The 23747-nt window shown below is 51.1% G+C and carries 21 protein-coding genes and 1 other annotated feature; of the genes, 8 read left to right on the top strand and 13 right to left on the bottom strand.

From position 1 onward, the window contains the following. Positions 1–391: 391 nt before the first annotated feature. Complete coding sequence (locus ABEA66_RS03335; protein ID WP_345586016.1) at positions 392–1351, bottom strand: TIGR03943 family putative permease subunit; 960 nt, start codon at positions 1349–1351, stop codon at positions 392–394. A gap of 15 nt (positions 1352–1366) precedes the next feature. Next, positions 1367–2515 carry a permease gene (locus ABEA66_RS03340; RefSeq protein WP_345586018.1) on the bottom strand — a complete coding sequence of 383 codons (1149 nt, stop codon included), beginning with the start codon at positions 2513–2515 and terminating at the stop codon, positions 1367–1369. 178 nt (positions 2516–2693) lie between these two features. Then, positions 2694–2966 (top strand) — a binding site (T-box leader). A 63-nt stretch (positions 2967–3029) separates the two neighbouring features. Between ABEA66_RS03340 and trpS the strand changes: the two genes are divergently transcribed. Beyond that, on the top strand, positions 3030–4010 hold the full coding sequence (gene trpS, locus ABEA66_RS03345) for a tryptophan--tRNA ligase (RefSeq protein ID WP_079912667.1): 981 nt from the start codon (positions 3030–3032) through the stop codon (positions 4008–4010). On the opposite strand, the gene ABEA66_RS03350 is transcribed toward trpS, so the two are convergent. Next, positions 4007–4192 carry a DUF5325 family protein gene (locus ABEA66_RS03350; protein ID WP_345586021.1) on the bottom strand — a complete coding sequence of 62 codons (186 nt, stop codon included), beginning with the start codon at positions 4190–4192 and terminating at the stop codon, positions 4007–4009. The two genes, trpS and ABEA66_RS03350, sit on opposite strands and share 4 nt — an antisense overlap. 150 nt (positions 4193–4342) lie before the next feature. Between ABEA66_RS03350 and ABEA66_RS03355 the strand changes: the two genes are divergently transcribed. Next, the gene (locus tag ABEA66_RS03355) at positions 4343–4567 is read left to right on the top strand and encodes an alpha/beta-type small acid-soluble spore protein (RefSeq protein WP_079912665.1); all 225 of its coding nucleotides are present in this window, start codon (positions 4343–4345) and stop codon (positions 4565–4567) included. A gap of 226 nt (positions 4568–4793) precedes the next feature. Here ABEA66_RS03355 and ABEA66_RS03360 read toward each other — a convergent pair whose 3' ends face one another. Then, complete coding sequence (locus ABEA66_RS03360; protein ID WP_345586023.1) at positions 4794–5774, bottom strand: metal-dependent hydrolase; 981 nt, start codon at positions 5772–5774, stop codon at positions 4794–4796. Positions 5775–6001: 227 nt separating this feature from the next. Between ABEA66_RS03360 and ABEA66_RS03365 the strand changes: the two genes are divergently transcribed. The 4 genes from ABEA66_RS03365 (at position 6002) to ABEA66_RS03380 (ending at position 11307) form a co-directional block, all read left to right on the top strand. Beyond that, a complete protein-coding gene (locus ABEA66_RS03365; RefSeq protein WP_345586025.1) occupies positions 6002–6328 on the top strand; it encodes a hypothetical protein in 327 nt (108 codons plus the stop codon). Between the two features lie 133 nt (positions 6329–6461). Further along, a complete protein-coding gene (locus ABEA66_RS03370; protein WP_345586026.1) occupies positions 6462–8273 on the top strand; it encodes an ABC transporter ATP-binding protein in 1812 nt (603 codons plus the stop codon). Then, entirely contained in the window at positions 8270–10381 is a 2112-nt protein-coding gene (locus tag ABEA66_RS03375; RefSeq protein ID WP_345586028.1) for an ABC transporter ATP-binding protein, read from the top strand. The genes ABEA66_RS03370 and ABEA66_RS03375 overlap by 4 nt, the downstream gene beginning before the upstream one ends. 221 nt (positions 10382–10602) lie before the next feature. Continuing rightward, positions 10603–11307, top strand: coding sequence for a L,D-transpeptidase family protein (locus tag ABEA66_RS03380; protein WP_192703598.1), 705 nt, complete (start codon positions 10603–10605; stop codon positions 11305–11307). A gap of 238 nt (positions 11308–11545) precedes the next feature. On the opposite strand, the gene ABEA66_RS03385 is transcribed toward ABEA66_RS03380, so the two are convergent. The 7 genes from ABEA66_RS03385 to ABEA66_RS03415 all read right to left on the bottom strand — a co-directional run bounded on the left by ABEA66_RS03385 (position 11546) and on the right by ABEA66_RS03415 (position 19597). Then, a complete protein-coding gene (locus ABEA66_RS03385) occupies positions 11546–12565 on the bottom strand; it encodes an extracellular solute-binding protein (protein WP_345586030.1) in 1020 nt (339 codons plus the stop codon). Positions 12566–12714: 149 nt separating this feature from the next. Beyond that, on the bottom strand, positions 12715–13803 hold the full coding sequence (locus tag ABEA66_RS03390) for an ABC transporter ATP-binding protein (RefSeq protein ID WP_345586032.1): 1089 nt from the start codon (positions 13801–13803) through the stop codon (positions 12715–12717). A gap of 19 nt (positions 13804–13822) precedes the next feature. Next, complete coding sequence (locus ABEA66_RS03395) at positions 13823–15481, bottom strand: ABC transporter permease (RefSeq protein ID WP_345586034.1); 1659 nt, start codon at positions 15479–15481, stop codon at positions 13823–13825. A 109-nt stretch (positions 15482–15590) separates the two neighbouring features. Further along, entirely contained in the window at positions 15591–16625 is a 1035-nt protein-coding gene (locus ABEA66_RS03400; RefSeq protein ID WP_345586036.1) for an ABC transporter substrate-binding protein, read from the bottom strand. A 25-nt stretch (positions 16626–16650) separates the two neighbouring features. Next, positions 16651–17436 carry a DUF3919 family protein gene (locus tag ABEA66_RS03405; RefSeq protein ID WP_345586038.1) on the bottom strand — a complete coding sequence of 262 codons (786 nt, stop codon included), beginning with the start codon at positions 17434–17436 and terminating at the stop codon, positions 16651–16653. A gap of 43 nt (positions 17437–17479) precedes the next feature. Next, the gene (locus tag ABEA66_RS03410) at positions 17480–18922 is read right to left on the bottom strand and encodes a HAMP domain-containing sensor histidine kinase (protein ID WP_345586040.1); all 1443 of its coding nucleotides are present in this window, start codon (positions 18920–18922) and stop codon (positions 17480–17482) included. 3 nt (positions 18923–18925) lie between these two features. Then, positions 18926–19597 carry a response regulator transcription factor gene (locus ABEA66_RS03415; RefSeq protein ID WP_079912654.1) on the bottom strand — a complete coding sequence of 224 codons (672 nt, stop codon included), beginning with the start codon at positions 19595–19597 and terminating at the stop codon, positions 18926–18928. Positions 19598–19843: 246 nt separating this feature from the next. Between ABEA66_RS03415 and ABEA66_RS03420 the strand changes: the two genes are divergently transcribed. Next, positions 19844–20578 (top strand): SDR family NAD(P)-dependent oxidoreductase, encoded by a 735-nt coding sequence (locus ABEA66_RS03420; RefSeq protein WP_345586043.1) that lies wholly within the window; start codon positions 19844–19846, stop codon positions 20576–20578. Positions 20579–20649: 71 nt separating this feature from the next. Continuing rightward, entirely contained in the window at positions 20650–21069 is a 420-nt protein-coding gene (locus tag ABEA66_RS03425) for a MarR family winged helix-turn-helix transcriptional regulator (RefSeq protein WP_345586045.1), read from the top strand. Between the two features lie 81 nt (positions 21070–21150). Here the strand turns inward: ABEA66_RS03425 and ABEA66_RS03430 are convergent, their stop codons facing one another. Continuing rightward, the gene (locus ABEA66_RS03430; RefSeq protein ID WP_345586047.1) at positions 21151–22554 is read right to left on the bottom strand and encodes an NAD-dependent malic enzyme; all 1404 of its coding nucleotides are present in this window, start codon (positions 22552–22554) and stop codon (positions 21151–21153) included. A 239-nt stretch (positions 22555–22793) separates the two neighbouring features. Then, positions 22794–23666 carry a helix-turn-helix domain-containing protein gene (locus tag ABEA66_RS03435; RefSeq protein ID WP_345586049.1) on the bottom strand — a complete coding sequence of 291 codons (873 nt, stop codon included), beginning with the start codon at positions 23664–23666 and terminating at the stop codon, positions 22794–22796. Between the last annotated feature and the right edge of the window lie 81 nt (positions 23667–23747).

Below are 23747 nucleotides of genomic sequence, written 5' to 3' on the forward strand. Positions count from 1 at the left end.
AGGGGCTGTGCTCTTAGCACATGCGACGCATGTGGCTGACCAACGTCAGGTGCCGCGCTAACATAGGAGCTATAACGCGGACGACATCGCGTTACTACTAGCTCCCTACACAAGCAAAAACCGAGCCAATAAGCTCGGATCAGTTGTTGAGAAGCTGTTCATATAGAAAAATACGAAAGGTAATAGGTGGGGTATCCCTCGGAGGAGCGGTAGCGTCCGCCTTTGTTCTCGGAAAATACCCGCTGTAGAGCGAGTTTAATCAAATTTTCCGAGAACAACAGCGGCTGGAGGGGGATACCCCACCGGTGGACCGATACTATTTTTCAATTTCTTCAAGCTCCAGTCTCAACAGACTGAGCCGAGCTCACAAAGCCCGGTTTTTTGCTTCCCATCATGTTCCAAATTCAGAATTCGGATAAACATACTGCGATTTGGACGGCTCGGCTTTGGCGATTTTTTCAACCTTGAGCATCATAATGTCCATATCGTTATATTTTGTTTTTTGAATGGTCCCAGTGACCGTAACCCAGGAATCATCGGCGAACGAGGCCGCCCGATCGTATTCGACGAGGACACCGAACGGTGCAGCGTCGGCGGAGCAGCAGGAGACGGAGAAGCGGCCGACGACGAACTGGTTCGATTTCATTTCCTCCTGCCGGTAGACAAAGCCGGTGAGCTCCATCTTTTTGCCGATAAAACGATCCATATACAAATCGACCGTAGTCAAGGTCTCCAGGTACAGCTCTTCCTTAACCCGAATGAGATCGGACTTGTAAATTTGCTTGGCGAATTTGGCATATTGCGCCGTAAATTTATCCGACGGGAACAGATCGTCCAAATTCGCAGGCGCCGCGGCTTCCGATTTGGGGCTTGCCGGCGCTGCGGGAGATGCCGCTTCGGATGAGCCCGAACCCGATGGGGAAGCCGAAGGAACGGGAGCCGAGCTGACGGCGTCCTTCTTGACGCTGCTGGAGCTGCTGAGGTTCATCCCTTTTTTGGCGGCAAGACTGCTTCCCATTGACGTATCCGGCAGCAGGAAGCCGAACAACAACGGGACGGCGAACAGGCCGTAAATGGCCGTGTTTTTGAGAAAGGACGAAGAGGGAGTATGGTCATGGCCGCAGTCGCACTCGGCGGCGTTCCTCCTCCATAAAGAACTGATGCCGAGGTACACTTGATAAATGGCAATGGCGTATAAGCCTAAGGCAGACCATTTGACATAATCAATCATCCGGGGGGCTATGTAGTACAGAATGTTATCCGTTTTGACCAGATAGACGATGTACATGGCGAACCCGAACAGGATCGCGGATTTAATAAGGTGATGCAGACTTAACAATCGCGGACTCACAGGGTCACGCTCCTTTTAGGTCAAAAATATTCGTTCGAATACCAAAGAGCATACAAGCACAACAACAATGATAAGGGCGGATAGCTTCAGCACGAATTTCGTTTTAAAAGCGGACAGCAGCATCAGCATGCTCTTAATGTCCAGCATTGGACCGAACACAAGGAAGGTCAAGAGCGAGCCCGCAGAGAAGGTCGTCGCAAAGGAGGAAGCTACAAAAGCGTCCGAGGTCGAGCACAAGGACAGGACGAAGGCCAGACCCATCATAAATAAATGGGATTGAAAGTCTCCCTGACCTATGGACATGAGACTTTCACGCGAAACGACCGTCTGTATCGCGGCCGTGATCATGGCGCCGAGGATCAAATATTTGCCCATATCGAAAAATTCATCCGACGCGTGGCCGAGCACGCCGAACAATCGGCCCGTGATGCCGGTATGGGAATGGGCATGTGAGTGCGAGTGAGTATGACGATGTCCGTTAGGTTCATGATCGTGCTGGTGATCGTGGTTATGGGCAGCATGATCATGGTTATGTACGTTATGCTCGTGATGATGGTGGACGTCATGTCCGTGTGTATGCGGCCCATGATGATGTCCTCCCGCGGCTACGGACAGACTGCCGCGAAGCGGATCGCTTTTAATAAACCTGTACACGATCAGCCCGAGTGCGAGAGCGACGATAAAGGCAAGCCCCATGCGGGAATAAGCGATTTCCGGACGGCTGCGGAACGCCATGTAGGTGGAGGCGTAGACGACGGGATTAATGATCGGCCCCACCAGAATAAAGACAACAGCTACATAGACGGGCATTCCTTTTTTCATCAGACGCCGGATCACGGGGATCATTCCGCATTCGCATAAGGGAAAAATGATGCCCACCACGCACGCAAACAGGATGCCGAGGACCGGGTTTTTGGGCACTAGGCGCCGTATGGTCTGCTCGGAGACGAACATTTGCAGGAGGGCCGAGACCAGCACGCCAAGCAGAACGAAAGGGAACGCCTCCAGAATGATGCTCAAGAACAGCGTTTTGAAGCTTTGCATTTCGGCGCTGTGAAAAAAGCTGAGATCCGGCGGCTGCTTCTGGGTATAAATTAGCAGAAGCATGATAATGCATAGCAGGGCAAGGATATTGGTGCCCCAGCGCATGAGCGTCGTTTGCAATGGACATTTCTCCCTTTCTAATTCGTAATAATTATTATTATATAATATGCGGGACGAGTGGTATATAGGACAGGCGAAACGGAAAAATTGTCATGAAAATAACGTGCAGACGCCGGAGGATTGACACGGAAGGAACGTTTGTTTATGATAACAAGAAGCAAACTGTTCAACATAACAGGTACAAGCAATGACAGGAGCAAGTAGACGACAACGAGTCTTTCAGAGAGCCGGTGGCCGCTGTGAACCGGTAGATAGCTGGCGTTGAATGGGTCCTTGAGCTGACGGTTGAACGACTCGGAAGCAGAGAACAAGCGTAGGATAGCTTGGCGCTCCGGGTCCTAGGCTGGTCCGGGTACTCTCCGTTACAAGAGATTAAGGCTTGATGAAATAGAAGCATAACATGTCTATCATCAGGCAAATTAGGGTGGCACCACGGTCCTTCGTCCCTTGCGGCGGAAGGGCCTTTTTTGCGTGGCAAACATGGGTAACCAAGAATCACAAGGAGGAAATGAAGATGAAAAGAGTATTATCCGGCATGCAGCCGAGCGGTTTGCCCACCTTGGGCAACTATATCGGAGCGATGAAAAATTACGTGGAGCTTCAGCATACACACGACTGTTACTTTATGGTTGTGGATTTGCATGCGATAACGGTTCCGCAGGATCCCGCGGCGCTTCGCGAGCAATCGGAAGCCGTTGCCGCCCTGTACATCGCAGCGGGCATAGATCCGGCCAAAGCAACTGTATTCTTGCAATCGCAGGTACATCAGCACGCGGAGCTCGGATGGCTGATGACGACGCTCACGTATATGGGCGAGCTGGAGAGAATGACGCAGTTTAAGGATAAAGCGGCTGGCAAAGATTCCGTAGGAGCGGGCTTGTTCACTTATCCTTCCCTGATGGCAGCAGACATTTTGCTGTACAACGCCGACCTGGTGCCTGTAGGCGATGACCAGAAGCAGCATCTGGAGCTGACCCGTGACCTGGCTCACCGCTTCAATCAACGCTACGGAGATACGTTCACCATTCCGGAGCCTTACATTCCGAAGGTTGGAGCACGGATCATGTCCCTGGACGATGCATCGAAGAAAATGAGCAAGAGCAGCGCGAACCAAGGCAGCTTTATCGCTATGCTCGATGCGCCGGATGTCATCCGCAAAAAAATAAGCCGAGCCGTAACCGACTCGGGCCGAGAAGTGAAATTCGATCCTCAGAACAAGCCTGAGGTTAGTAACTTGATGAGTATCTATGCTCAATGCTCCAACAAGTCTATTGCCGAGATCGAAGCCCAGTACGAAGGACAAGGCTACGGACCGTTCAAAAAAGAACTGGCCGAGCAGGTTGTCGCCCATCTGGAGCCGATTCAGCAAAAATATTACGATATCCGCAAATCCGGCGAGATTCGTCAAATTTTACGCCAAGGGGCAGAACGCGCCTCGGTGGAAGCGGAGAAAATCTTGAATACCGTAAAAGAAAAAATGGGCTTCATCCTCTAGCCTTCGTTGCCGTTGCGTCTTCTCATTCTCGCTTTGACGACAAAGCCGAAGCCGATAAAGCCTACGGACAGGACCGTGAAGAGGAGAACGAGCCATATGTTCCCGAGACTCAGTCCAAGACTGATGCAGGCCAGAAGCAAGGCTCCTACGATGGCGAAGAAGAGAGCTAGTCCTTTGTTCATGCGGAAAGCACCGCCTTTCTCAAGAGTATTTGAAAATCAAAAACATTTTTCAAAATGAGTGAATAGTTTTTGGTGTACGTCACATAATAACTTTGCAAGCTTGCAAATACATCAAAGATATCATTCAGATTGAAAGGAGTGCTGATCATCATGGCACAAGGACAATCCCGCAGCAGCAACCAACTAGTCGTACCTCAAGCGAACCAAGCTTTAGACCAACTGAAGTTCGAAGTAGCGCAAGAGTTGGGTATTCAAATCCCACAAGACGGGTACTATGGTTACATGGCAACTCGTGACACAGGCGCGATCGGTGGTCACATCACTCGTCGTCTGGTACAAATCGCCGAGCAATCGCTGGCAGGTCAATTCCGTTAATCGAGAATGGTTTGCTTCGAAACAACGTATCATCATAGAAGCTCAAGGAGAAATCCTTGGGCTTTTTTGTCGATGAATTTTGTTGCTTGTGGAACAATTGCCGAATGCAGCCTGACTAAGCTCAGTGGGAGAAAAGAAAAAGGGCTGTCGCAGCAGCCCTGTCGAACGTTAACGAATCTGGCAGGTCGAGAGAAGCAAGTACGCCCCAGCTTCTTTCTTGTGCCGCTTACGTATTGACCCGCAATTTTTTCTCCAGTCTGGAATCGCTCAGCCAGCCCACATAGGAATCGAGAAATTGAAATTCCTTGTCCATGGTAACTACGGCAACGAAAGGATATTGTCTCCGGTGCCGGTACCGCACGTCGATCCATCTCACTTCATATCCCCAGTCATGATGCCTTAATTCTGCGCAAGCGAAGGAGGAAAAGTACAGGAAGGATGCGATATCCTTATGCTTTTTGGAAGCTTCGACGGCGGGATGCGCCGCGCATGATGTCGTGTCTATCCATTTAATCTGATTATGCTTGTATTCTCCCAGAACGAAGTGACCGTTAACTTTTTTCTTGACGATTTGCCATACGTACAAATGAAAGGTCGGGATCAGGTAATAGCGGTCCCCTTTCTCGTAACGGGAATCCTTCTCGTACAAGTGAGACTCCAAGTAATGATGATACCACGATCGCCAAATATAATACACAGCCAAAGCAGCGTATAAAATTGGAAAAATCACATCCGGACGGGCCAAATGGACCGACCACATGAAGATGGCGATAAGGTGGGAAATGAAAATAACCGGATCAAAAATATGAATGATGTTCCATGAAATCCATTTTTCCGAAAAGGGCCTTATGGCCTGGGTGCCGTACGTATTGAACAAGTCGGTGAATACGTGGAAAGCTACGGCGATGAATACCCACATAGCGACGTGCCATACAGGCAGATCCCTGAATCCGAGCATAAGCCCCAAGGTTATGAGCGCCGTCCAAATCAGCAGCGCGGGGAGTGAGTGAGAACGCCCGCGGTGATTTTTGATATAAACGGCATTGCCTTTGAGACGAAGCAGCGTATCTGCATCCGGCGCTTGGGATCCAAGTACGGTTCCAATTAGTACGGCAGTGGAAACGGTAGGGTCCGCTGCAACGATAGGGTCGACGTAAGCCAATCCGGCTAGTCCGAATCCTATCACTAGGTGTGTTCCGCTGTCCATGATGTTTGTCTCCTCCTAAGGGCTTTCCGAAGGAAAGCCTGCATCGTAAGCATACACTGAGCTTTTCGAAGAAATCCTGATTCTTATAGGCTTGGGCTTCTTGTTGGATGCCCGTTACTATTAAGGCCGCTTCACCCGTTTTGTGATTAAACTTGAGCTGCACGGGCGCGCAGGCATATTATTAGTGTATCATTTTATTGATCAAAATAAAGCAACGAGGTGAAAAAATGTCTAAAGTATTTGTGGAATATCAAATCTTACCCGCTTACAGGTCAAATTATTCAGAGTGGGTGACGGAAGTTCGGGCATTTCACGAAAATGTGGAGTTCTTTGAAGGAAGTGATCAACCGGGCTTGTTCGTCGAATTATGGAACGACATGTCGAAGGAGCAATACCAGCTGCTGAAGCAGGTCAGACAAGGGCAGGCAGAAGAGCGGGAGGCGACAGCCTCCGATCGCAATCCTTTTGACAGTACCAACTGGTCCCGGCTCGGGGAGTGGGTTAAGGGAGGTATTGAGAAGGTCCATATTTGGCATTTTGAAAAAGTAAAATAGTCCATACTTTGAAGCAAGTAAATCCATGGTAACTTGTGAGCAATCGCGGTAATCTTAACATTAGCTTAGGAATAAGACTCGATTTTGACTACAAGAGATAGGCATAATGGGGGATACCGCGGGGGGAAAACGGATGGAGAGGCGTAATATTTTTTGGGATCATGTGAAGAGGAACCGATGGCCTTACCTAATGGGGTTTGCATTATTGTCCATATCGAGCTTGCTGCAGCTGCTGATACCTCAACTGCTGGGGCAATTTACCGACAAGCTGCAAAGTTCGACATTAAGCTACAGCGAGGCGATCAAGTTCGCTTTGTGGATGATTGCCGTCGGTCTGGGAATCGCTTTCTTTCGTTCGACAAGCCGGATTTACTTGTTTCGTTTGTCCCGTATGCTGGAAATGCGGGTGAGAGGGGAGCTATTCAAGCATTGGGAGAAGCTTTCGGCCCAATATTTCAACAACCAGAGAATCGGAGACCTAATGTCGCATGCGATCAGCGACGTGGGGGTGGTCCGCGAGGTTACGATGCAGGGCTACTTCAACATTATGGAATCCATGATGCTGATTCTTATCTCGATCATTGCCATGGTCACGTCCGTTAATCCGCTGCTGACACTGCTTACCATGCTGCCGCTGCCGTTGTTAAGTCTGCTGGCTTATAAGTTTAACAAGCGGATCCAGCAGCAATCGGTGGACATGCAGAGAGCCATATCGGATTTAACGAGCCGGGTGCAGGAATTCACAGCGGGTATTCGAGTTGTGAAAGCGTTTGTACAGGAGCGGGAAGAAAGCAAACTGTTCACACAGGATAATCAGCATGCGGTAGATATGAACCGCCGGTTTGTCAAATCCAACTCGCTGTTCGGGGCGCTAAGCTCGGGCATTGTAGGCTTCAGCTTTCTTGTATCGGTCGTGCTGGGCGGTGTTATGGTGCTTAAAAACATCATTACGCTAGGGGAATTCGTCGCTTTCAATACGTACTTATCGCTTTTGATGGGGCCGATTGAAAATCTGGGCAAGGTCGTCAACTTAATGCAGCGCGGGAAAGCATCGGAGCTGCGTCTGCTTGAAATATTTAATACACAGCCGGAAGTCGTCGACGATATGTCGGCTAATCAGGGAATTAAGGACATCGACGGAGACATCGAGATCCGTAATCTCACGTTTTCATACCCGGAGGCGGGGCAGCCTACGCTCAAGAATATATCCTTGAAGGTGAAGAAGGGAAGCAGCCTTGCGATCGTCGGACGAGTCGGCAGCGGTAAAAGCACGCTCGTCCATCTATTGGTCCGGCTGTACAACCCGCCCAAAGGAACGGTGTTTATTGACGGGAATGATATTCATGAAATTCCGCTGCAAACGCTCCGCAGCCAAATCGGCATCGTTCCGCAGGATCAATTCTTGTTCTCATCCACAATTCGCGACAATATCGGGTTCGACCCGAAGCCGTATACGGATGAGCAGGTCATCGAAGCGTCCAAGGTGGCGCAGGTATACGATAATATCGTGGAATTCCCGGAGCAGTTCGATACGGCTCTTGGCGAACGCGGGATCTCCCTGTCAGGGGGCCAGCGGCAGCGTGTGAGCATTGCCCGGGCAATTATCAAAAAGCCTTCTATCCTTATATTCGATGATAGCTTGTCCGCGGTGGATACGATCACGGAGGATCTCATTCTTGAGGGGCTGAAGTCCGTGATGACCAAGCGGACGACGATCATTATCGGCCACCGGATTTCTTCCGTACAGGCAGCGGATCAGATCGTGGTGATGGACGAAGGTGAAATCGTAGAGTCCGGAACCCATGAGAAGCTGCTTCGCATCAACGGCATTTATGCGGATATGTATCATAAACAGCTTCTGGATCAAGAAGCCGAACGGCAAGAGGGACAGGAGAACGAAGGGATTCATGGCAGCGGGCTTTACCAGAGGGGGGCAGGGGCATGAATATTCATAAGGAGAAAGACGTCAAGAACTTCAAAGACAGCCAGCTGCTGACCCGGCTGATGTCCTATGCTCTGCCATATTGGAAAATGATTCTGCTGTGCATTGTACTCTCGTTTCTGATAGTGGTTGCCGATCTGGCCAGACCTTATTTAATGAAGATAGCCATCGACGGTCATATTAACGGCTTGCACAAGCCGATGCTTGCAGTGGAGAAGAGCCAGGCCGATAAGCTTGAACCGCTGGGCGGCGCTCAGGCGGCTTGGGATAACCGGGTGTATGTCCGGCTTGACCCGGATGCGGCTGCCAAGGCCGCTATCCCGGATGGAGCGGAGAAGAAGCAGATCGTAAGCTTGGAAGACCGTGAGTATATGATCTCCGGATGGCTACCGGCCCAGCAGACGGAAGTGAAGCTGGAGCAGGAGGGCAGCCCGGCGCGTCTTGCTGCAGGCGGTCAGGTTTATGAAGCGGTCCCGCTTGAAGATAAGGTTCTGGATCTATTTAAAAAGCAGGACTACAGCGGCTTTACAACCCTGGGGATATTATTTCTTCTTACGGTGGTCACCGGCTCCATCCTGAATTACCTGCAGAGCAATCTGCTTCAGTACACAGGGCAGACGATTATTTTTAATATCCGGCAGCAGCTGTTCAATCATTTGAGCCGGATGTCGATGTCCTATTTTGACCGGAATCCGGTAGGACGGCTTGTCGTCAGGGTCACTCAGGATACGGAATCCTTGAATCAGCTGTACTCTCAGGTCGTCGTCAACCTGGTGAAGGATGTCATCTTTTTGCTCGGAACGATCGTCATTATGATGCAGATGAGCATGAAGCTCGCTCTGCTGTCGTTTGCCGTCATTCCTTTCCTGGCGGTGCTGACGTTCTGGTACCGTTCCGTCATTCGGGAAGCGCAGCGAACCGCTAGAGTCATCTTGTCGCGCCTGAACTCGTTCCTGGCCGAAAATTTATCAGGAATTCGCATCACGCAGTTATTTACCCGCGAGGAGCGGCAATGGGAGCAGTTCGATCATCATAATACAGGGTATTACCGCGCCGGGATGCGGGGGACGATCATCAACTCGATTTTCCAGCCGGCTATCGGATTTCTGGGGAACGTGGCTATTGCCCTTCTGCTATGGTACGGCGGCGCAAGTGTTATTGAAGGCGGAATTACCTTCGGTATCGTCTATGCCTTCACGCATTATGTACGGCAGTTTTTCCAGCCGCTCATGAGCCTCGCGGAGAAATATAATCAGATCCAGACGGCGATGGTAGGGGCGGAGAGAATCTTCGATATGCTGGACGAGAAGCCTTCTATCGTGGATGCGCCAGTTACTCAAAGCTTGCCGAAGCCAATCCGCGGCGAAATTACGTTCGATCACGTATGGTTTGCCTACAATGGAGAGGATTGGGTTCTCAAGGACGTAAGCTTTACCATCCAGCCCGGTCAGACGATCGCCTTCGTCGGTGCCACAGGTGCCGGCAAAAGCTCGATTATTCAGCTGATTAACCGTTTCTATGACATTCAAAAAGGAAGCATCCGTTTGGATGGGATCGATATTCGAGATATACCGCTCGATGAGCTGCGCCGCAGCATCAGTATCGTGCAGCAGGATGTCTTCCTGTTCACCGGTGACATTGCTTCGAATATCCGATTGAACAACAAGGACATTACGGACGAGCAGATCAGGGAGGCTGCCCAAATGGTGCACATGGATGAATATATCCGTGAGCTGCCGCAAGGCTACAAGACTCCCCTTGGAGAGCGCGGAGTCAATCTCTCGCTGGGTCAAAGGCAGCTGCTGTCCTTCGCCCGCGCCATTGCTTTCCGCCCGGAAATTCTTATACTTGATGAAGCGACATCCAACATCGATACGGAGACGGAAATCGTCGTGCAGGACGCGCTGCATAACATTTCTGCCGGCAGAACTACGTTGATCGTCGCCCATCGTTTGTCCACCATCCAGCATGCCGACCAAATCGTCGTCATGCACAAAGGCAAAGTGCGCGAGATCGGCAACCATTATCAGCTGCTGGCGCAGCGCGGTTATTATTACCGCTTATACGAGCTGCAGTATAAGGATCAGAAGCCGATGCCTGCTGCGAAATAATGGATGGAGCTGCTCCTTACGGTTGCTGTTTTTCTAATCAATAAAGAACGCCGCTGATACAGCTGCGTTCTTTTTTTAAATCCTGTTGATAGTTCTCTTCGCAAAGCACTTGAATAGTTTTTTATATGCCTGGGTATTCCAAGAAACGAGAATAAAATATTGTATCCGTTGCAAACTTAAACTGACAAAATGAAAATGGGACAAGTGGTGACAACGGAGATATGAAGAGCTGCCTACCTGCTATTTCGGCTAAGACCATTGTACTCGCAATATTTATTTTGATCTTTAGCAATGGAGCCTGTTTCCGGTCCGTTCATGCCGATCCGTCGCTGCCTATTGTAGCGGATGAGGGGGTCTATTCGATTGAAGTTTTTCCCCGGGAGCACCGTCTTGTTGTACGTAAGCATGGGATAATCATCAAGACCTATCCGGTTGCGGTCGGAAATCCGTCGACACCGACACCCGTAGGTGAATACAAGGTGGTGTACAAAGGGAAGGACTGGGGCCCTTCGTTCGGTCCGCGGTGGCTCGGGTTAAATGTGCCCTGGGGTAATTACGGTATTCATGGCACCAACAAGCCCTATTCCATTGGTCAGCACTTGAGTCACGGCTGCATCCGAATGGGCAACAGAAGTGTTATTGAATTGTACGATCTGATTCCTCTCGGAACCAAGGTTACGATATACGGACATGTGTTAGGGGATCCGGGACATAATCCGAGGGAACTTGCGGAAGGCGATGTCGGAGGAGATGTGCAGTTAATCCAGTCGCGCTTGAAGAGCGCCGGATATTTTAACGGAGTCTGCAATGGCAAGTTTCGTTCAGATACGACAGCCGCTCTGAAAAAGTTTCAGAAAGACCGCCATTTGATTCAGCATGGAGTCGTTTCGGGAAAAGTGTATGAGGAGCTCGGTCTGTTGGAGTAACTACGCTCCAGAGTATCGGGGTACCGCACAGAGTACCTGAATCAGCTTCGAAGAAAGCCCCGCTATGCGGGGTCAGTCTGTTGAGAAACCTGAAATTGTGAAAAATTGCTTCAGTACCCCGTTGCCTGGCCCCACTATGTGTTTTTTTTATTATTATAGATTATAATTTCGGGGCTCCCCGCAAAGTACCTGAATCAGCTTCGAAGCCAAGGCCTCACTTTGTGGGGATATTTTCTGGCTACTCCTGCAATGCCGCACGCCATTGGCCGATCAGACGTTCACGGACATTGGCGGCTATATCGAATCGGTAGGCGGGGTATAAGTTTTCCAGCTTTACAGACGCGAGCAAAGGGTTAGCAGGAATATCGGGCGTTACAGGGAACGAGAAGGCCGTATTCATATAGTCTGCCTGCACCTCCCGGGACAGCATGAAATCGACCAGCTGCTTTGCGGCGGCAAGGTTATTACCTCCCTTCAGGATGGAGATGCCTCCGATCTCCCAGCCGGCCTGTGGCGGGATGGAGGAGAGGATGTCATATCCCGAGTTTTTGAACCGCAGCTGGTCGCCCAGGAAGCTGACGACAGCCGCAACCTCGCCTTCAGCGAGCCGCTGGGCGCTGGTAATCCCGGCGAAGGTGGTGGAATTGCTTTGTTTTTTCAGCTTCTGCATCAGCTCGATCGCTTCACGTTCACCGCGCTGCTGAGCAAGCGAGGCGAGAAGCGTATAGCCGGTCCCGGAGGTCTCCGGGTCGGGAATTTGGATCTTGCCTTCGAGCTCCGGACGAAGGAGATCTTCGTACTGTTCCGGCAGAGGAAGGGAGGCAAGCTTGGGATCGTGCTGCCAGACCGTCTGGTTGACGCCGATGGCAAGAGCCCCCATGTACATGCCTGTCCAATAACCGTCGCTATCCTTATATTTAGACGGAATGCTGCCTATGGCTGGAGAGAGGTAGTGTAAGGATTTGTTCTTGTTCTTAAGCTGCTCATGCAGGTCGGCAGGGCCTCCGAGGACGACGTCGATTCCCGTCTTCCCCATAGCAATGAGACGATAGCTTGCCTCACCGCTGGACATGCGGATGAGCTCATAGGGCTGATCCGTTTTCTTCTTAAACTTCTCGAGCAGGATACGCCCCTCGTCCTCCTGGAAGACGACGTACACCTTAAGAGGCTGGTTGCTCTTTTTTTCGCTGAAGAGCATGAACCCGGCAAAGGTCAATACCGCCGCCGCAAGCAAAATAAGCCATTCCTTTGTTCTCATGTTGTGTCTCTCCCCTCATCCGAACAGCCAAAAAAGGAAACGAAGGTTTCCTTTTTTTCATCATTTATTAACTTTCAAGGCTCCCTGCAAAATACCTGAATCAGCTTCGAAGCCGAGGCCCCGGTTATGTTTTTTCAGTTCACCCTATATTATGAACCGGTTTTGATCAAATGTATTTTATCGGCGGCGGCGCTGATCGTGACGTTGCCTTCAAATCGGGTCTGCCCAATATCGTAGACGTCCACGATCCATTCCTTCCTCGTATCGTCAAGAATAAAATAACGCTCCTTCTCACCAAGAAACATCGAGGACTTCACGAAGCCGCTGACGATAAAATCCGTATCGCTGACGGCGGCATTGATGCGCATCGATTCAGGGCGAATGCTGAGCAATACCTGCTCCCCCGGCTGCACTTGTTCCTCGCTGTTCGCCGTGCAGGTCCTCGCCTTCTCTTTTATCGTATACTCCACCGTAGCTTGCCCTCCGGCTGTATGGCGCACTACCGCATCCGCAAAATTGGTTGTCCCTATGAAATCGGCGACATAAGGAGTGCGCGGCTTATAGTAAATTTCGTGAGGGGTGCCGTATTGGTCGATGGCTCCTTTGTTGAAGACGACGATATAATCCGACATCGACAAGGCTTCCAGCTGATCGTGAGTCACGTAGATGACCGTCAATCCAAGCTCCTGCTGGATCGTGCGCAGCTCCACGCGAACCTCCTCGCGAAGCTTGGCGTCCAGGTTGGAGAGCGGCTCGTCGAGCAGAATGATCGGGGAGTTCATGACCAATGCCCGCGCCATCGCGACGCGCTGCTGCTGGCCCCCGGACATTTGGTGCGGGTAGCGCTCCTCAAGGCCGGTCAGCTTGACTTTGGCGAGCGCTTCCTTGACGCGCTCTTCTACTTCCGCCTCGGGACGCTTCTGAATATCCAGACCGTAAGCGACATTATCGAATACGGTCATATGAGGGAAGAGAGCGTATTCCTGAAATACCATCGGCGTGCCTCGCTTATACGGCGGAAGATCGTTGACAAGCTTGCCGTCGATAAGGATCTCTCCCTCATCAATCGTATAAAATCCTGCGATGGAACGGAGCAGCGTAGTTTTGCCGCAGCCGCTCGGTCCAAGGAACGTGATGAATTTGCCGCGCTCAATCTTCAGATCAATCTGCTTGAGGACGTGATTATCGCCAAACACTTTATTGACATTTCTTAAATCCAGTAATACTTGCGAGCTCATGCGCCTCACTCCTGACGGGTTAGAAATCGAATATTTTGACCTTCGAACGGAAAATAAGCTTCATGATACCGAGTGTTAACAGTGTCGCTCCCATTAGGCCGACAGCCACGGCGGCCGCCCAATAGTAGGTTCCGGTCTCCGCATAATTGAAGATGGAGACGGCGGCGACGACCCATTTGGGGGTAATCAGGAACACGATGGTGCTCAAGGTATTCATATTTTTCATAAAAGCGTAGACAAAGTTGGCGACCACCGTCTTCTGCAGCATCGGGAAGACAATCGTCGTCAGTGTCCGTCTGCTGTCCGCTCCCAGATTCGTAGCGGCTTCCTCAATCGATTTGTCCACCTGCTTGAATGCGGCAGTTAACCCGCGATAGCCGACCGGCATTTGCTTCAGCAGCATGGCGACAATAATCAGCACGGCGGAGCCTTGAAGCACGATAGGTCCCGAGCTGAACGCAACGATCAGAGCCAAGCCGACGAAGGTCCCCGGAAGGGCAATCGGCAGAACCGCGACGAAATCGAGCGCTCTTTTACCCGGAAACGGCTTGCGTACGATAACATAAGCCAGCACCAGGGCGAAGGCGACGGCCAGAAACGAGCTGACCAGCGACAGCACAAGGCTGTTCATAACGGCAGGTGAGGACGGATTGAATACGATTTTCATAATATGGTCGAGCGTAAAGGTGTTATCCCGCCCGAAGTTGTTGGTGAAAGCGAACAAAATCGTAATGGCGAACATCGACAGGATGAAGACCGACATGATGCTGTTGAAGGTAAACAAGGCGATGTCGGTTTTACGGGAAGTCGTAACCCGGTTAAGACCCGAGACAGGCTTGCCCGTAATGGTAGAATAAGAGCCTTTGGCCAGCAGCTTGTTCTGAATGGCGAACACGAGCAGGGCAGGGATAACCAGAATGATCCCCATGACCGAGGCAAGTCTCGGTTCGTTATTAATAATTTCTCCGTAGATTTCAACAGCCAGGAGCGAATAATTGCCCCCGATCAGCTTCGGATTCCCGAAATCTGCAAAGCAGTTGATCGCAACGAGAAGGAACGCGTTGATGATTCCCGGCAGCGCCAGCTTCATCGTAATGGTACGAAACAGGTAGAAGCCGCGGGCGCCCAGATTTTGAGCGGCGATTTCCAGATTCGGTGAGATCGCCCGGAGTACGCCGGTAATGGTCATGTAAGCAAGCGGGAAGTAGGAGATCGTCTGCACGATCCAGAGTCCCGGAAGACCGTAGAGGTCAAGCTCCACGCCGAACCATGATTTCATCCATTGAGATACCATGCCGCCCCGTCCGAACAGGAGCAGGAAAGCAAGCCCGGTCATGACCGATGGAGCAAGAATGGGGAGAAAGGCAATGAACCGGAAAAACTTTTTCCCCCGGATGTTGCTGTAATGAATCGAATAAGCATATATAAATCCACACACCGTTGCAGTCAGAGCAGACAAGGTAGAGCTGACGACCGTGTTAAACAGGGCTGTACCGTACCGGCTCTTGCTGAAAAAGGTTCCCCAGCTGTCAGCGCCTGGCAGCGCAACGACATAGAGGAGCGGGTACACGACAAAGAGGCACAGCACGGCAAAGCTGATCAGAACGAGGATCAGGGAAGAAGGATCTCGGGCCAGCCGGCCGACGGATGCGCTCATGCCCGTTTTTTCTGTTATCATAGGGGCTACGACCACCTTCCGAATACGTTGTAGGTTAAAAACGGGGAGTCTGCCGTGAACAAGCTGTGGCGAAAGACTCCCCTGTGTGTCCCGAAAAATACCTCTATCGTTACTTCAAGTCTTTCAAAGCGTCCTGCAGCTCTTTGCGCTGTTCGGCAGCCTTCCATAAGCTGTAGGATGTATTGTACTTCGTCGTTTTGATATCAATGCCGTTCTTCGGAACGGGAACGCCCGGCTTCACGGATACCGCCATTGCAGATTCGCTGTAGAGCGTGCCAGGCTCATTGGTCAGCATGTAGTCCATCAATTTTTTGGCGTTGGCTGTGTTCGGTCCGCCTTTGACGATGGCCAGGCCGCCTACTTCATAGCCTGCTGCTTCAGGAACGATACTGACGATCGGATTGCCTTGGTTTTTGATTTTCAGCTGATCGCCCAGGAAGGTGACCCCGATGGTGTATTCGCCTTTGGCGGCTTTTTGGATCGGCTCGATGCCGGATTTCGGTCTTTCCTTCAAATTAGGGAGTAGCTGCGCCACATATTTCAGCATTTCATCCTTACCCCATACCTGGGCCAGAGAAGCTACTGCTGTGTACGCCGTTCCGGAGGTCGCAGGGTCGGACATGCCGATCTCGCCTTTAAACTTAGGGTCCAGCAAATCCTTGAACGTTTGCGGATAAGGGGCTGTACCGTATTTCTCTTTCCAGCGCTGCTCGTTGATGCCGATGGCAACCGGGTTCAAATAAAATCCGGTCCAGAACCCGTCTTTATCCTTCATGTTATCAGGTATGTCCTTCGCGTTCGGGGAGATGTAGCTCTCCAGCGCGCCGGCTTTCTTAAGCACCTCGTGCGAATCGGCAGGTCCGCCCATCAGGAAGTCCGCCTGCGGCTTGCCCATTTCATTCTGCACGCGCGTTACCGCTTCGCCGCTCGGCAGCCGGAGCACTTCGTAATCAATGCCGGTTTCCGCCTTGAACTTATCCAGAATCTTACGTGCTTCTTCTTCCTGGAAAATCGAGTACACTGTAATTTTGCCCTTGGCCTTATCGCCGAACATGCCCGATTTGTACAGGAAAAATCCGGCTATCAGGACAATGACAGCCACCGAAGCGAATATCACGGAACTATTGCTTTTCTTTCTAGCCATTTCTACCAACCATCCCCTCTGTTCATTAGGAGGCTTCTTTTAGCTTGAAATAGGCTTTATGGTTCGTCTCGTCGAGCAGATCAAAGACAACGAAGTAAGCGTTATCATACCGGTCGATATGCAGCCAATGCTTGCGGTTCTTCTCCTCTTCGGCAAGCTGCACGACAAAGTGGGAGCCCGGCGGTTTATCGGAGAAATCAAAATGGCTGAAGTCGATAAGCCGCACGGCGGTTCGCATTTGCTTTGTCAGAACAGCCCGTTCCTCTTGGGGTAGCGGAGTCAGGGAGCCGTTCTCCAGCCGGAAAACCTCATGCCCCGTATTCTCGATCGCTCCTCCAACCGTATCTGCAGTGAGCGTTTTGTCGATCAGCATATTCTGAAGCTTGCGGATCTCCGCGCTGACATCGAGCGAGTTAACCGAGTCGGAGCCGAAGAGAAACCCGCTCGTTCCGATCTGGAACGACATATCCTCCTGGTCGAGATAGGCGACAGAGCCCGTCAGCAGCATACGGGAAGCGTTTGCGCGATTTTCCTGCCGGCCGGAGCTAAGCAAGCGGGCAAAGGATTCCTTCCACGTGATCAGCTCTTTGGGGTCTTCTATGGAAATCGTGCCTATCCCCGGGTAAGTAATGTTCATCCTCATCGGGACGCCGTCGAACATATCGCGGCCGTTCAGCTCCCTCGGGATGATTCTTACTTCATCCATGCCAATGCGGAATACATAAGCGAAGATGCCAATGAGCGTACAGCCGATAACGATTTGCAACAAGATGAGACGCATCCATGAAAGCCTTTTCTTCTCCTCTTGCATGTAGAATACTCTCCTTTTATCTCAAAAAAATCGTAGGTTTGTATCAATTTTGTAACAAAACAGGGGCGGGCAATAGGCGTGTCTGAAAATGCAGCTGTACGATGGTGCCTTCTCCAAGACGGCTGCGGACATCGATGCTTCCGCCCTGCAGCTCCATCAGCTGCTTGCACAGGAGCAAGCCAAGCCCGTGGGAATGCCTTGTGACCGGCCGCGGCTCCTTTTGCTCGGCAGGAAGAAACAGAGCCTGTACCTCCTGCTCGGTCATCCCTCGTCCATTGTCTGCGATACGGATGATGCAGCTGCCGGCTGCGGTGTCTGGTTCGAGCTCTATGGACAGCTGCGTACATTCGCTGTGCTTGATGGCGTTGTCGATCAGATTGAAGAGCACCTGTTGGGTGCGCTTGGGATCGAAATACGCCGGACAGGCTTCAGACGCAAGAGTCGTTCCGATCATTGATTTTTGCAGGGTAGGCTCCACGATACGCAGACTGTCTGTAAGGACTACGGCCAGATCGGCATGCTCAAGCTGTATTCTCCAAGCCTCGTCCCCTTTAAGGGAGGATTGGAGCAGATCTTCGACCATCTGCAGCAGACGGGTGCTTTCTTTGCGAATGTACACGTTGCAGTTGCGGATATCGTCGACCCGATCGAGCTTGTCTATCAAATCGGAAAAACCGATAATCGAGGTCAGGGGCGTCTTCAATTCGTGCGTCACATTGTCGTAAAACGTTTTTTGCTTGCCCTGCTCGTAATGCAGCAGCTCGATATGCTCCTGAAGCGCCTGCGACATCTGATTGAAGTCGTTGGCAAGCTCTCTCACCTCATCATGGCTGCGAACGACGATCTTGCGGCTGAAATCCCCGACGGCAACCCGTTTTAGCGCCTGCTGCAGCGCATGGAGAGGCTTCATGATGAAGAGCGAGAAGGAATAACTGGCCAGCAGAGCGATAAGCAGGCAGCCCAGAGCTACTCCAATGAACCAGCTGCGCATTTCCGTCAAGGTTTGATCGTGCTGCTTCAGATCAAGCAGGTAACGGAAGCCGCCGACGATATTGCCTCCGTAACTAAAAGGGGATGCATAAATTAACAGCTTCATCCCCTCCACCTCCGTAATGACCGATGCGGTCTGTCCTTCCAGCGCGGCATCGATATCGCTCCGCTTGATCAGATCCTCCCGGTTCCCGCTGTCCCCGACGATCGTACCTTCGGAATCGAACAGCTGCACCTGAAAGTTGCTGTTGGCTGCCAGATGCGATGCGATCAAAGGAGCGTAGGCGCCTGAAAACAGCTGCTCAATGCTGATTTTTTTGTCGTTTACGATTTTGAGCGCCTCGATACGGTGAAGGGAGTAGTACTGGCTCAAGGTCTGCGTATCCCTCTCGATCATGCTTTTGCTCAAGGTGTAATTGATGACGACATACATGGCGGCGAGCAGCATGATAATCGTAATCATATGCTGAATGAAAAATTTATTCCGCAGTCTCATAGTCTAGGCCTCCAGCTTGTAGCCCGTCCCGTGAACCGTGGCGAGGATATGCTCATGAGGCTTCAGCTTCTCCCTGAGGCGGTTCACGAGCATATCCACGGCGCGCGTCTGACCGTAGTAATCATATCCCCAGACTTGATCGAGCAGATGCTCCCGGGAGAACACCTTCTTCGGATTTTTACACAGCAGCCACATAAGCTCGAATTCCTTGCTCGTCGTCTTCACAAGCTTGCCGGCTACCTTAAGGGTGCGCTCGGCACGGTCGATCTCCAATACGCCAATCTGCAGCAAATCAGAAGATGGATTTGTATCCGCTTTCATTCGGCGCATGACGGCGCGAATGCGAAGCACCAGCTCCCTCGTTTCAAAGGGCTTCGTCAAATAGTCGTCGGCTCCCAGCTGGAAGCCTAATATTTTATCATTCATTTCGTTCTTGGCCGTAAGCACGATTACCGGAATATCCTTGTAAGCAAGACGCAGCTGCTTCAGCAGCTCGAATCCGGATTGGTCGGGCAGCATCAAATCCAGCAAAATCAGGTCGATAGAGCTTGAGGACAGCTCGCGAAGCCCTTCGCTGACCGTACCCGCAACGATAGGGCGGAAGCCTTCGACCTCAAGGCTCAGCTTCAGCAGCATTTGGATGCTGGAGTCATCTTCGATGATTAAAATGTTCACATCCTGGCTTCCTTTCCGTAGACGATAATAGTACTTATTCTACACGAGTCCTTTGTGTTGTAAAGCTTGGATGTGTGGGAAAAGGTGGGGAACGGTGCTTTGAAGTAACAACTGAATAGGAACTGCCAAGTTCCTCCGTTGCGCTGAGGTCATTATTCTGATACTATCAAGATATAAATAATTAGACATCTAATAATTAGTTGTTTAAATACCGTTAGCAATCCAAATACGTTAGGAGAATGAAATATGGGAAGATTAGATAATAAAGTAGCGATCATCACAGGCGGCGCTTCGGGTATCGGAGAAAGCATGGGTGAGCTGTTTGCGCAAGAAGGTGCCATTGTTATTGCCGCAGATATTAATGAGGCAGCACTTGAGAAAGCAAGTCAGAAACACAATATTTACGGAATGAAATTGAATGTTGCTTCGGATGAGGATTGGCAGGCGCTGGCCAAGGAGGTCTACGATCGCTTTGGCAAAATTGATATTCTTGTCAACAATGCAGGCATCTCATCTGAGAAGCCATTTGAGGAAATCAATGCTGAGGATTGGCAGAAAATGCTCTCGATAAATGGCTTTGGCCCGTTCGCAGGGATAAAGCATGTTGCTCCTTACATGGCGGCCCAAAAGAAAGGTTCTATCATCAATATTTCTTCTTACACCGCCTTGATAGGTCAAGGCTTTAATCACTATTCGGCATCGAAGGGCGCAGTTCGCGCATTATCCAAAGCTGCCGCTACAACCTTTGGCCGTCAAGGCATTCGGGTGAATGCTCTATTCCCCGGGATCATTGAAACGCCAATGACGCAAGCTTTAAGCACCTCAAAGGATCTGCTGAGCCGATTAATCCAGGCAACACCTTTGCAGCGGTTAGGACAAGCTATCGATATTGCCCAAGCCGCATTGTTCCTTGCTTCAGATGAATCTTCGTATATTACAGGCTCAGAAATAGTCATTGATGGTGGATACTCGGCTCAATAACGTGTAAGATAATGGAAGCTCTTCATTTTTTAATGGGGGCTGTCGTCGTTTATTTTTCCCAGGAGGATGGTATGGAAGAGCAGACCCTTTTCGAGCTTATACACAACATGGATCAGTTTACCAACCAGTTGATTGTCCAATGGAACAAAACTTTCAGTGAGGACCTTGGCATTTCTCATGTTCTGGTGCTCAGCCATTTAAAGAAGCATGGCAAGAGCCGGCCTTCGGATATTGCAAAACTATTAGGCTTTACCCCTCCAACGCTCAGCTATTTATCCGAGAAGCTTGTCGCTAAGAAATTAGCTGTCCGAATAACGGATGAGTCTGATCGCCGAATTGTTTATTTGGGCATTACCGACAAAGGGACGGAGGTTCTTAACAGAGCCACCCTGGAGGGGCAAAGACTGCGTACCGATTTGTTTAAAAAGCTAACCGAGCAGGAGCGGAGCCAGCTGGCCAACCTGTATAAAAAGCTGAATAGCGAAGATTAGATTCAGCCCAATGTGAATAAGAAAAAATAGCTACAACGATGCCCCTACGCATTCAACGAAGGGGCTCTTTGCGCATTCAATTTACCTGAAATCCGGCGGAATTCTGCGGGCCACCCCGGTCAGGATAGCGGCCTCGATAATGCCTTTGCGGACGTTGGTGACAACACGCTCGTTGAAGATACTTGGGATAATGTAATGCTTGTTCAGCTCCGCTTCCGTCACGACGGAAGCGATGGCGCGCGCCGCCGCGAGCTTCATCGGCTCGTTGATGGTTTTGGCCCGGCAGTCCAGCGCACCGCGGAAAATACCGGGAAATACCAGCACATTGTTGATCTGGTTGGGATAATCGCTTCGCCCTGTAGCAAATACGGCTGCATGAGGCAGCGCTTCCTCCGGATCAATCTCCGGCTTAGGGTTCGCCATGGCGAATACGATGCTGTCCGAAGCCATAGTCTGAATATCTTGTGCGCCGAGAATTCCGCCTCTGGATACCCCGATGAACACATCCGCCCCCTTGAGCACGTCCTTGAGCGTTCCATCCTTGGCTTCAACCTGCGGCTGCTCGGCTAGCCACTGCCACATGGGGTGATCGTAAGCTCCTCCCCGAACAATGGCTCCCTCCCGATCGACGGGAACAAGACGGGTTACACCGGATCCGAGCAGCATTTTGCAAATAGACACGCCGGCGGCCCCGATCCCGTTAACGACGACGCGTATTTGATCCATACGTTTGCCGACGACCTTAAGAGCATTCAATAGACCGGCAACGACCACTACTGCGGTTCCATGCTGATCGTCGTGGAAGACGGGGATGTCGAGCTCTTCTCCCAATCTTCTTTCGATTTCAAAGCAGCGCGGCGAGCTGATATCCTCCAGATTAATGCCGCCGAAGATCGGGCTGATCGCTTTAATGGTCCGGATAATTTCCTCCGTATCCTTCGTATCGAGACAAATCGGGAACGCATCCACGTTAGCGAGCTGCTTGAACAGCATCGCCTTGCCCTCCATGACGGGAGCCGCAGCGTGAGGCCCGATATCCCCCAGACCCAGCACGGCCGTACCGTCCGTGATAACGGCTACCGTATTCCGCTTAATCGTGAGCGAGAACGCCTTTTTCGGATTTTCATGAATGGCGGTGCACACCTTGGCTACACCCGGGGTGTAGACACGCGACAGGTCCTCGCGGTTTTTGATGGGCAGCGTAGGCTGGGTCGTGATTTTGCCTCCCAGATGAACCAGGAACGTCCGGTCCGAGACGTTGATCAGCTTGATGCCTTCAAGCTTCGATAACGCTTCGATCACGCGGGCTTCGTTGGACTCGGCTACATCGACCGTAATATCGCGTATCGAAGACTCTCTACCTGCCCGAATGACGTCGATGGAGCTAATGTCTCCCGACGCTTTGCTGATGGCCGAAGCGACATCGCCGAAGGTGGTGGTCTCGTGGATCAGCTCCACGCGTATGACTATGCTGGTATGTGACATTTCTCTCATCCAATCCCTGTTATGTATTCATGCTGTCATAAGCAGTATCCGATTGCCGGCATAGGAAAAGTGATGGAAGGCATACCGGAACATCCGGCTCCTAATCGGCTGATTTCGGAAAAGGTTCCGAATATTAGGCTTCCCCAAAAGGGACTAATAAAAATCGGAAGAAACCATTTTGCCTTTCCGCAAATAAAAAAGCAGATGCTTGGCAGCGGGAATTCCGCTATCCAAGCTATCTACCGGTTTTCTTGAAGACGGGTTGTTCTAACTGAAGACGGAGAATAGCCCCGATATTGCTTGAACTGCTTGGAGAAAGCATAGGGGTCGGGGTAATCAAGCAGGACTGACAGCTGCTTGACAGTCTGGTCGGAATGCTTCAGCAGGTATTCCGCATAATCCATTCTTGTTCGAATTTGATACTCCTTTACAGACATACCGAAGGCCTGCCGGAACAAGGCGGATACATATTTGGGAGACAGGGAGGCAATCTCGGCCATTTGACTAAGACTAAGGCGTTCCGCCGGCTGCTCATCCATGACTTGCTTCAACCGAAGCAAGCCGGGATGCAGCGATAGGGGCTGGTTCGGCGCCTTCAGTTCCTGCAGCATGCCTGCCAGCGTTTCGGCAACGGCCGAATGGCACAGGGTGTCCTTGATGACGGAGGCTGGAAGCTGGTTGTACGTATGCACCTTTTCAAAAAGCTGCTGCATGGCAAAAGCGTTGCCCGGAGAAAAATGCAGATAGAAGGGCTCGGCGTTATACGCAATTAGCTGCTCCTCTGCCGGGGAGTATAACTGGAAGCGGGTGGGGATGATCCGAAAAGGGATGTCTTGATTCCGGAACGCCCGATGCCGTACCTGGTTCGAAATGAAAAGCACATGGTTGTGGGATAAATCGACCGCCGTATCCTCGACGATATAGGTTCCGGATCCGGAAACGACGTACAGCATATGAAATTCGTTCAGCACCCGTTCGCGAATCATCCAATCGGTCTTCACGCTTACGTTGTAGCTGGCCAAAATGCGAAAGATATAAGGGGAGGCAAGCAAATCGCCGAGCAGCCGCTCGAGCCCCTGGATGGCCGTAGAAGGAGTATGCCTATTTGACATGATGGACCTCCGTCATTCTGATGATACAACCATCATAGAGGCTGGGAATGCGGGCCGTCAATGAAGAAGGGAAAATATTCG

The organism is Paenibacillus vulneris, assembly GCF_039543185.1.
Lineage (GTDB): Bacteria > Bacillota > Bacilli > Paenibacillales > NBRC-103111 > Paenibacillus_S > Paenibacillus_S vulneris.

Excerpts from the sequence above, each read along its gene's own strand:
- trpS (WP_079912667.1), top strand. The coding sequence starts at position 3,030 with ATGAAAAGAGTATTATCCGGCATGCAGCCGAGCGGTTTGCCCACCTTG.
- ABEA66_RS03350 (WP_345586021.1), bottom strand. The coding sequence starts at position 4,192 with ATGAACAAAGGACTAGCTCTCTTCTTCGCCATCGTAGGAGCCTTGCTT.
- ABEA66_RS03355 (WP_079912665.1), top strand. The coding sequence starts at position 4,343 with ATGGCACAAGGACAATCCCGCAGCAGCAACCAACTAGTCGTACCTCAA.
- ABEA66_RS03360 (WP_345586023.1), bottom strand. The coding sequence starts at position 5,774 with ATGGACAGCGGAACACACCTAGTGATAGGATTCGGACTAGCCGGATTG.
- ABEA66_RS03365 (WP_345586025.1), top strand. The coding sequence starts at position 6,002 with ATGTCTAAAGTATTTGTGGAATATCAAATCTTACCCGCTTACAGGTCA.
- ABEA66_RS03370 (WP_345586026.1), top strand. The coding sequence starts at position 6,462 with ATGGAGAGGCGTAATATTTTTTGGGATCATGTGAAGAGGAACCGATGG.
- ABEA66_RS03375 (WP_345586028.1), top strand. The coding sequence starts at position 8,270 with ATGAATATTCATAAGGAGAAAGACGTCAAGAACTTCAAAGACAGCCAG.
- ABEA66_RS03380 (WP_192703598.1), top strand. The coding sequence starts at position 10,603 with ATGAAGAGCTGCCTACCTGCTATTTCGGCTAAGACCATTGTACTCGCA.
- ABEA66_RS03385 (WP_345586030.1), bottom strand. The coding sequence starts at position 12,565 with ATGAGAACAAAGGAATGGCTTATTTTGCTTGCGGCGGCGGTATTGACC.
- ABEA66_RS03390 (WP_345586032.1), bottom strand. The coding sequence starts at position 13,803 with ATGAGCTCGCAAGTATTACTGGATTTAAGAAATGTCAATAAAGTGTTT.
- ABEA66_RS03395 (WP_345586034.1), bottom strand. The coding sequence starts at position 15,481 with ATGATAACAGAAAAAACGGGCATGAGCGCATCCGTCGGCCGGCTGGCC.
- ABEA66_RS03400 (WP_345586036.1), bottom strand. The coding sequence starts at position 16,625 with ATGGCTAGAAAGAAAAGCAATAGTTCCGTGATATTCGCTTCGGTGGCT.
- ABEA66_RS03405 (WP_345586038.1), bottom strand. The coding sequence starts at position 17,436 with ATGCAAGAGGAGAAGAAAAGGCTTTCATGGATGCGTCTCATCTTGTTG.
- ABEA66_RS03410 (WP_345586040.1), bottom strand. The coding sequence starts at position 18,922 with ATGAGACTGCGGAATAAATTTTTCATTCAGCATATGATTACGATTATC.
- ABEA66_RS03420 (WP_345586043.1), top strand. The coding sequence starts at position 19,844 with ATGGGAAGATTAGATAATAAAGTAGCGATCATCACAGGCGGCGCTTCG.
- ABEA66_RS03425 (WP_345586045.1), top strand. The coding sequence starts at position 20,650 with ATGGAAGAGCAGACCCTTTTCGAGCTTATACACAACATGGATCAGTTT.
- ABEA66_RS03430 (WP_345586047.1), bottom strand. The coding sequence starts at position 22,554 with ATGTCACATACCAGCATAGTCATACGCGTGGAGCTGATCCACGAGACC.
- ABEA66_RS03435 (WP_345586049.1), bottom strand. The coding sequence starts at position 23,666 with ATGTCAAATAGGCATACTCCTTCTACGGCCATCCAGGGGCTCGAGCGG.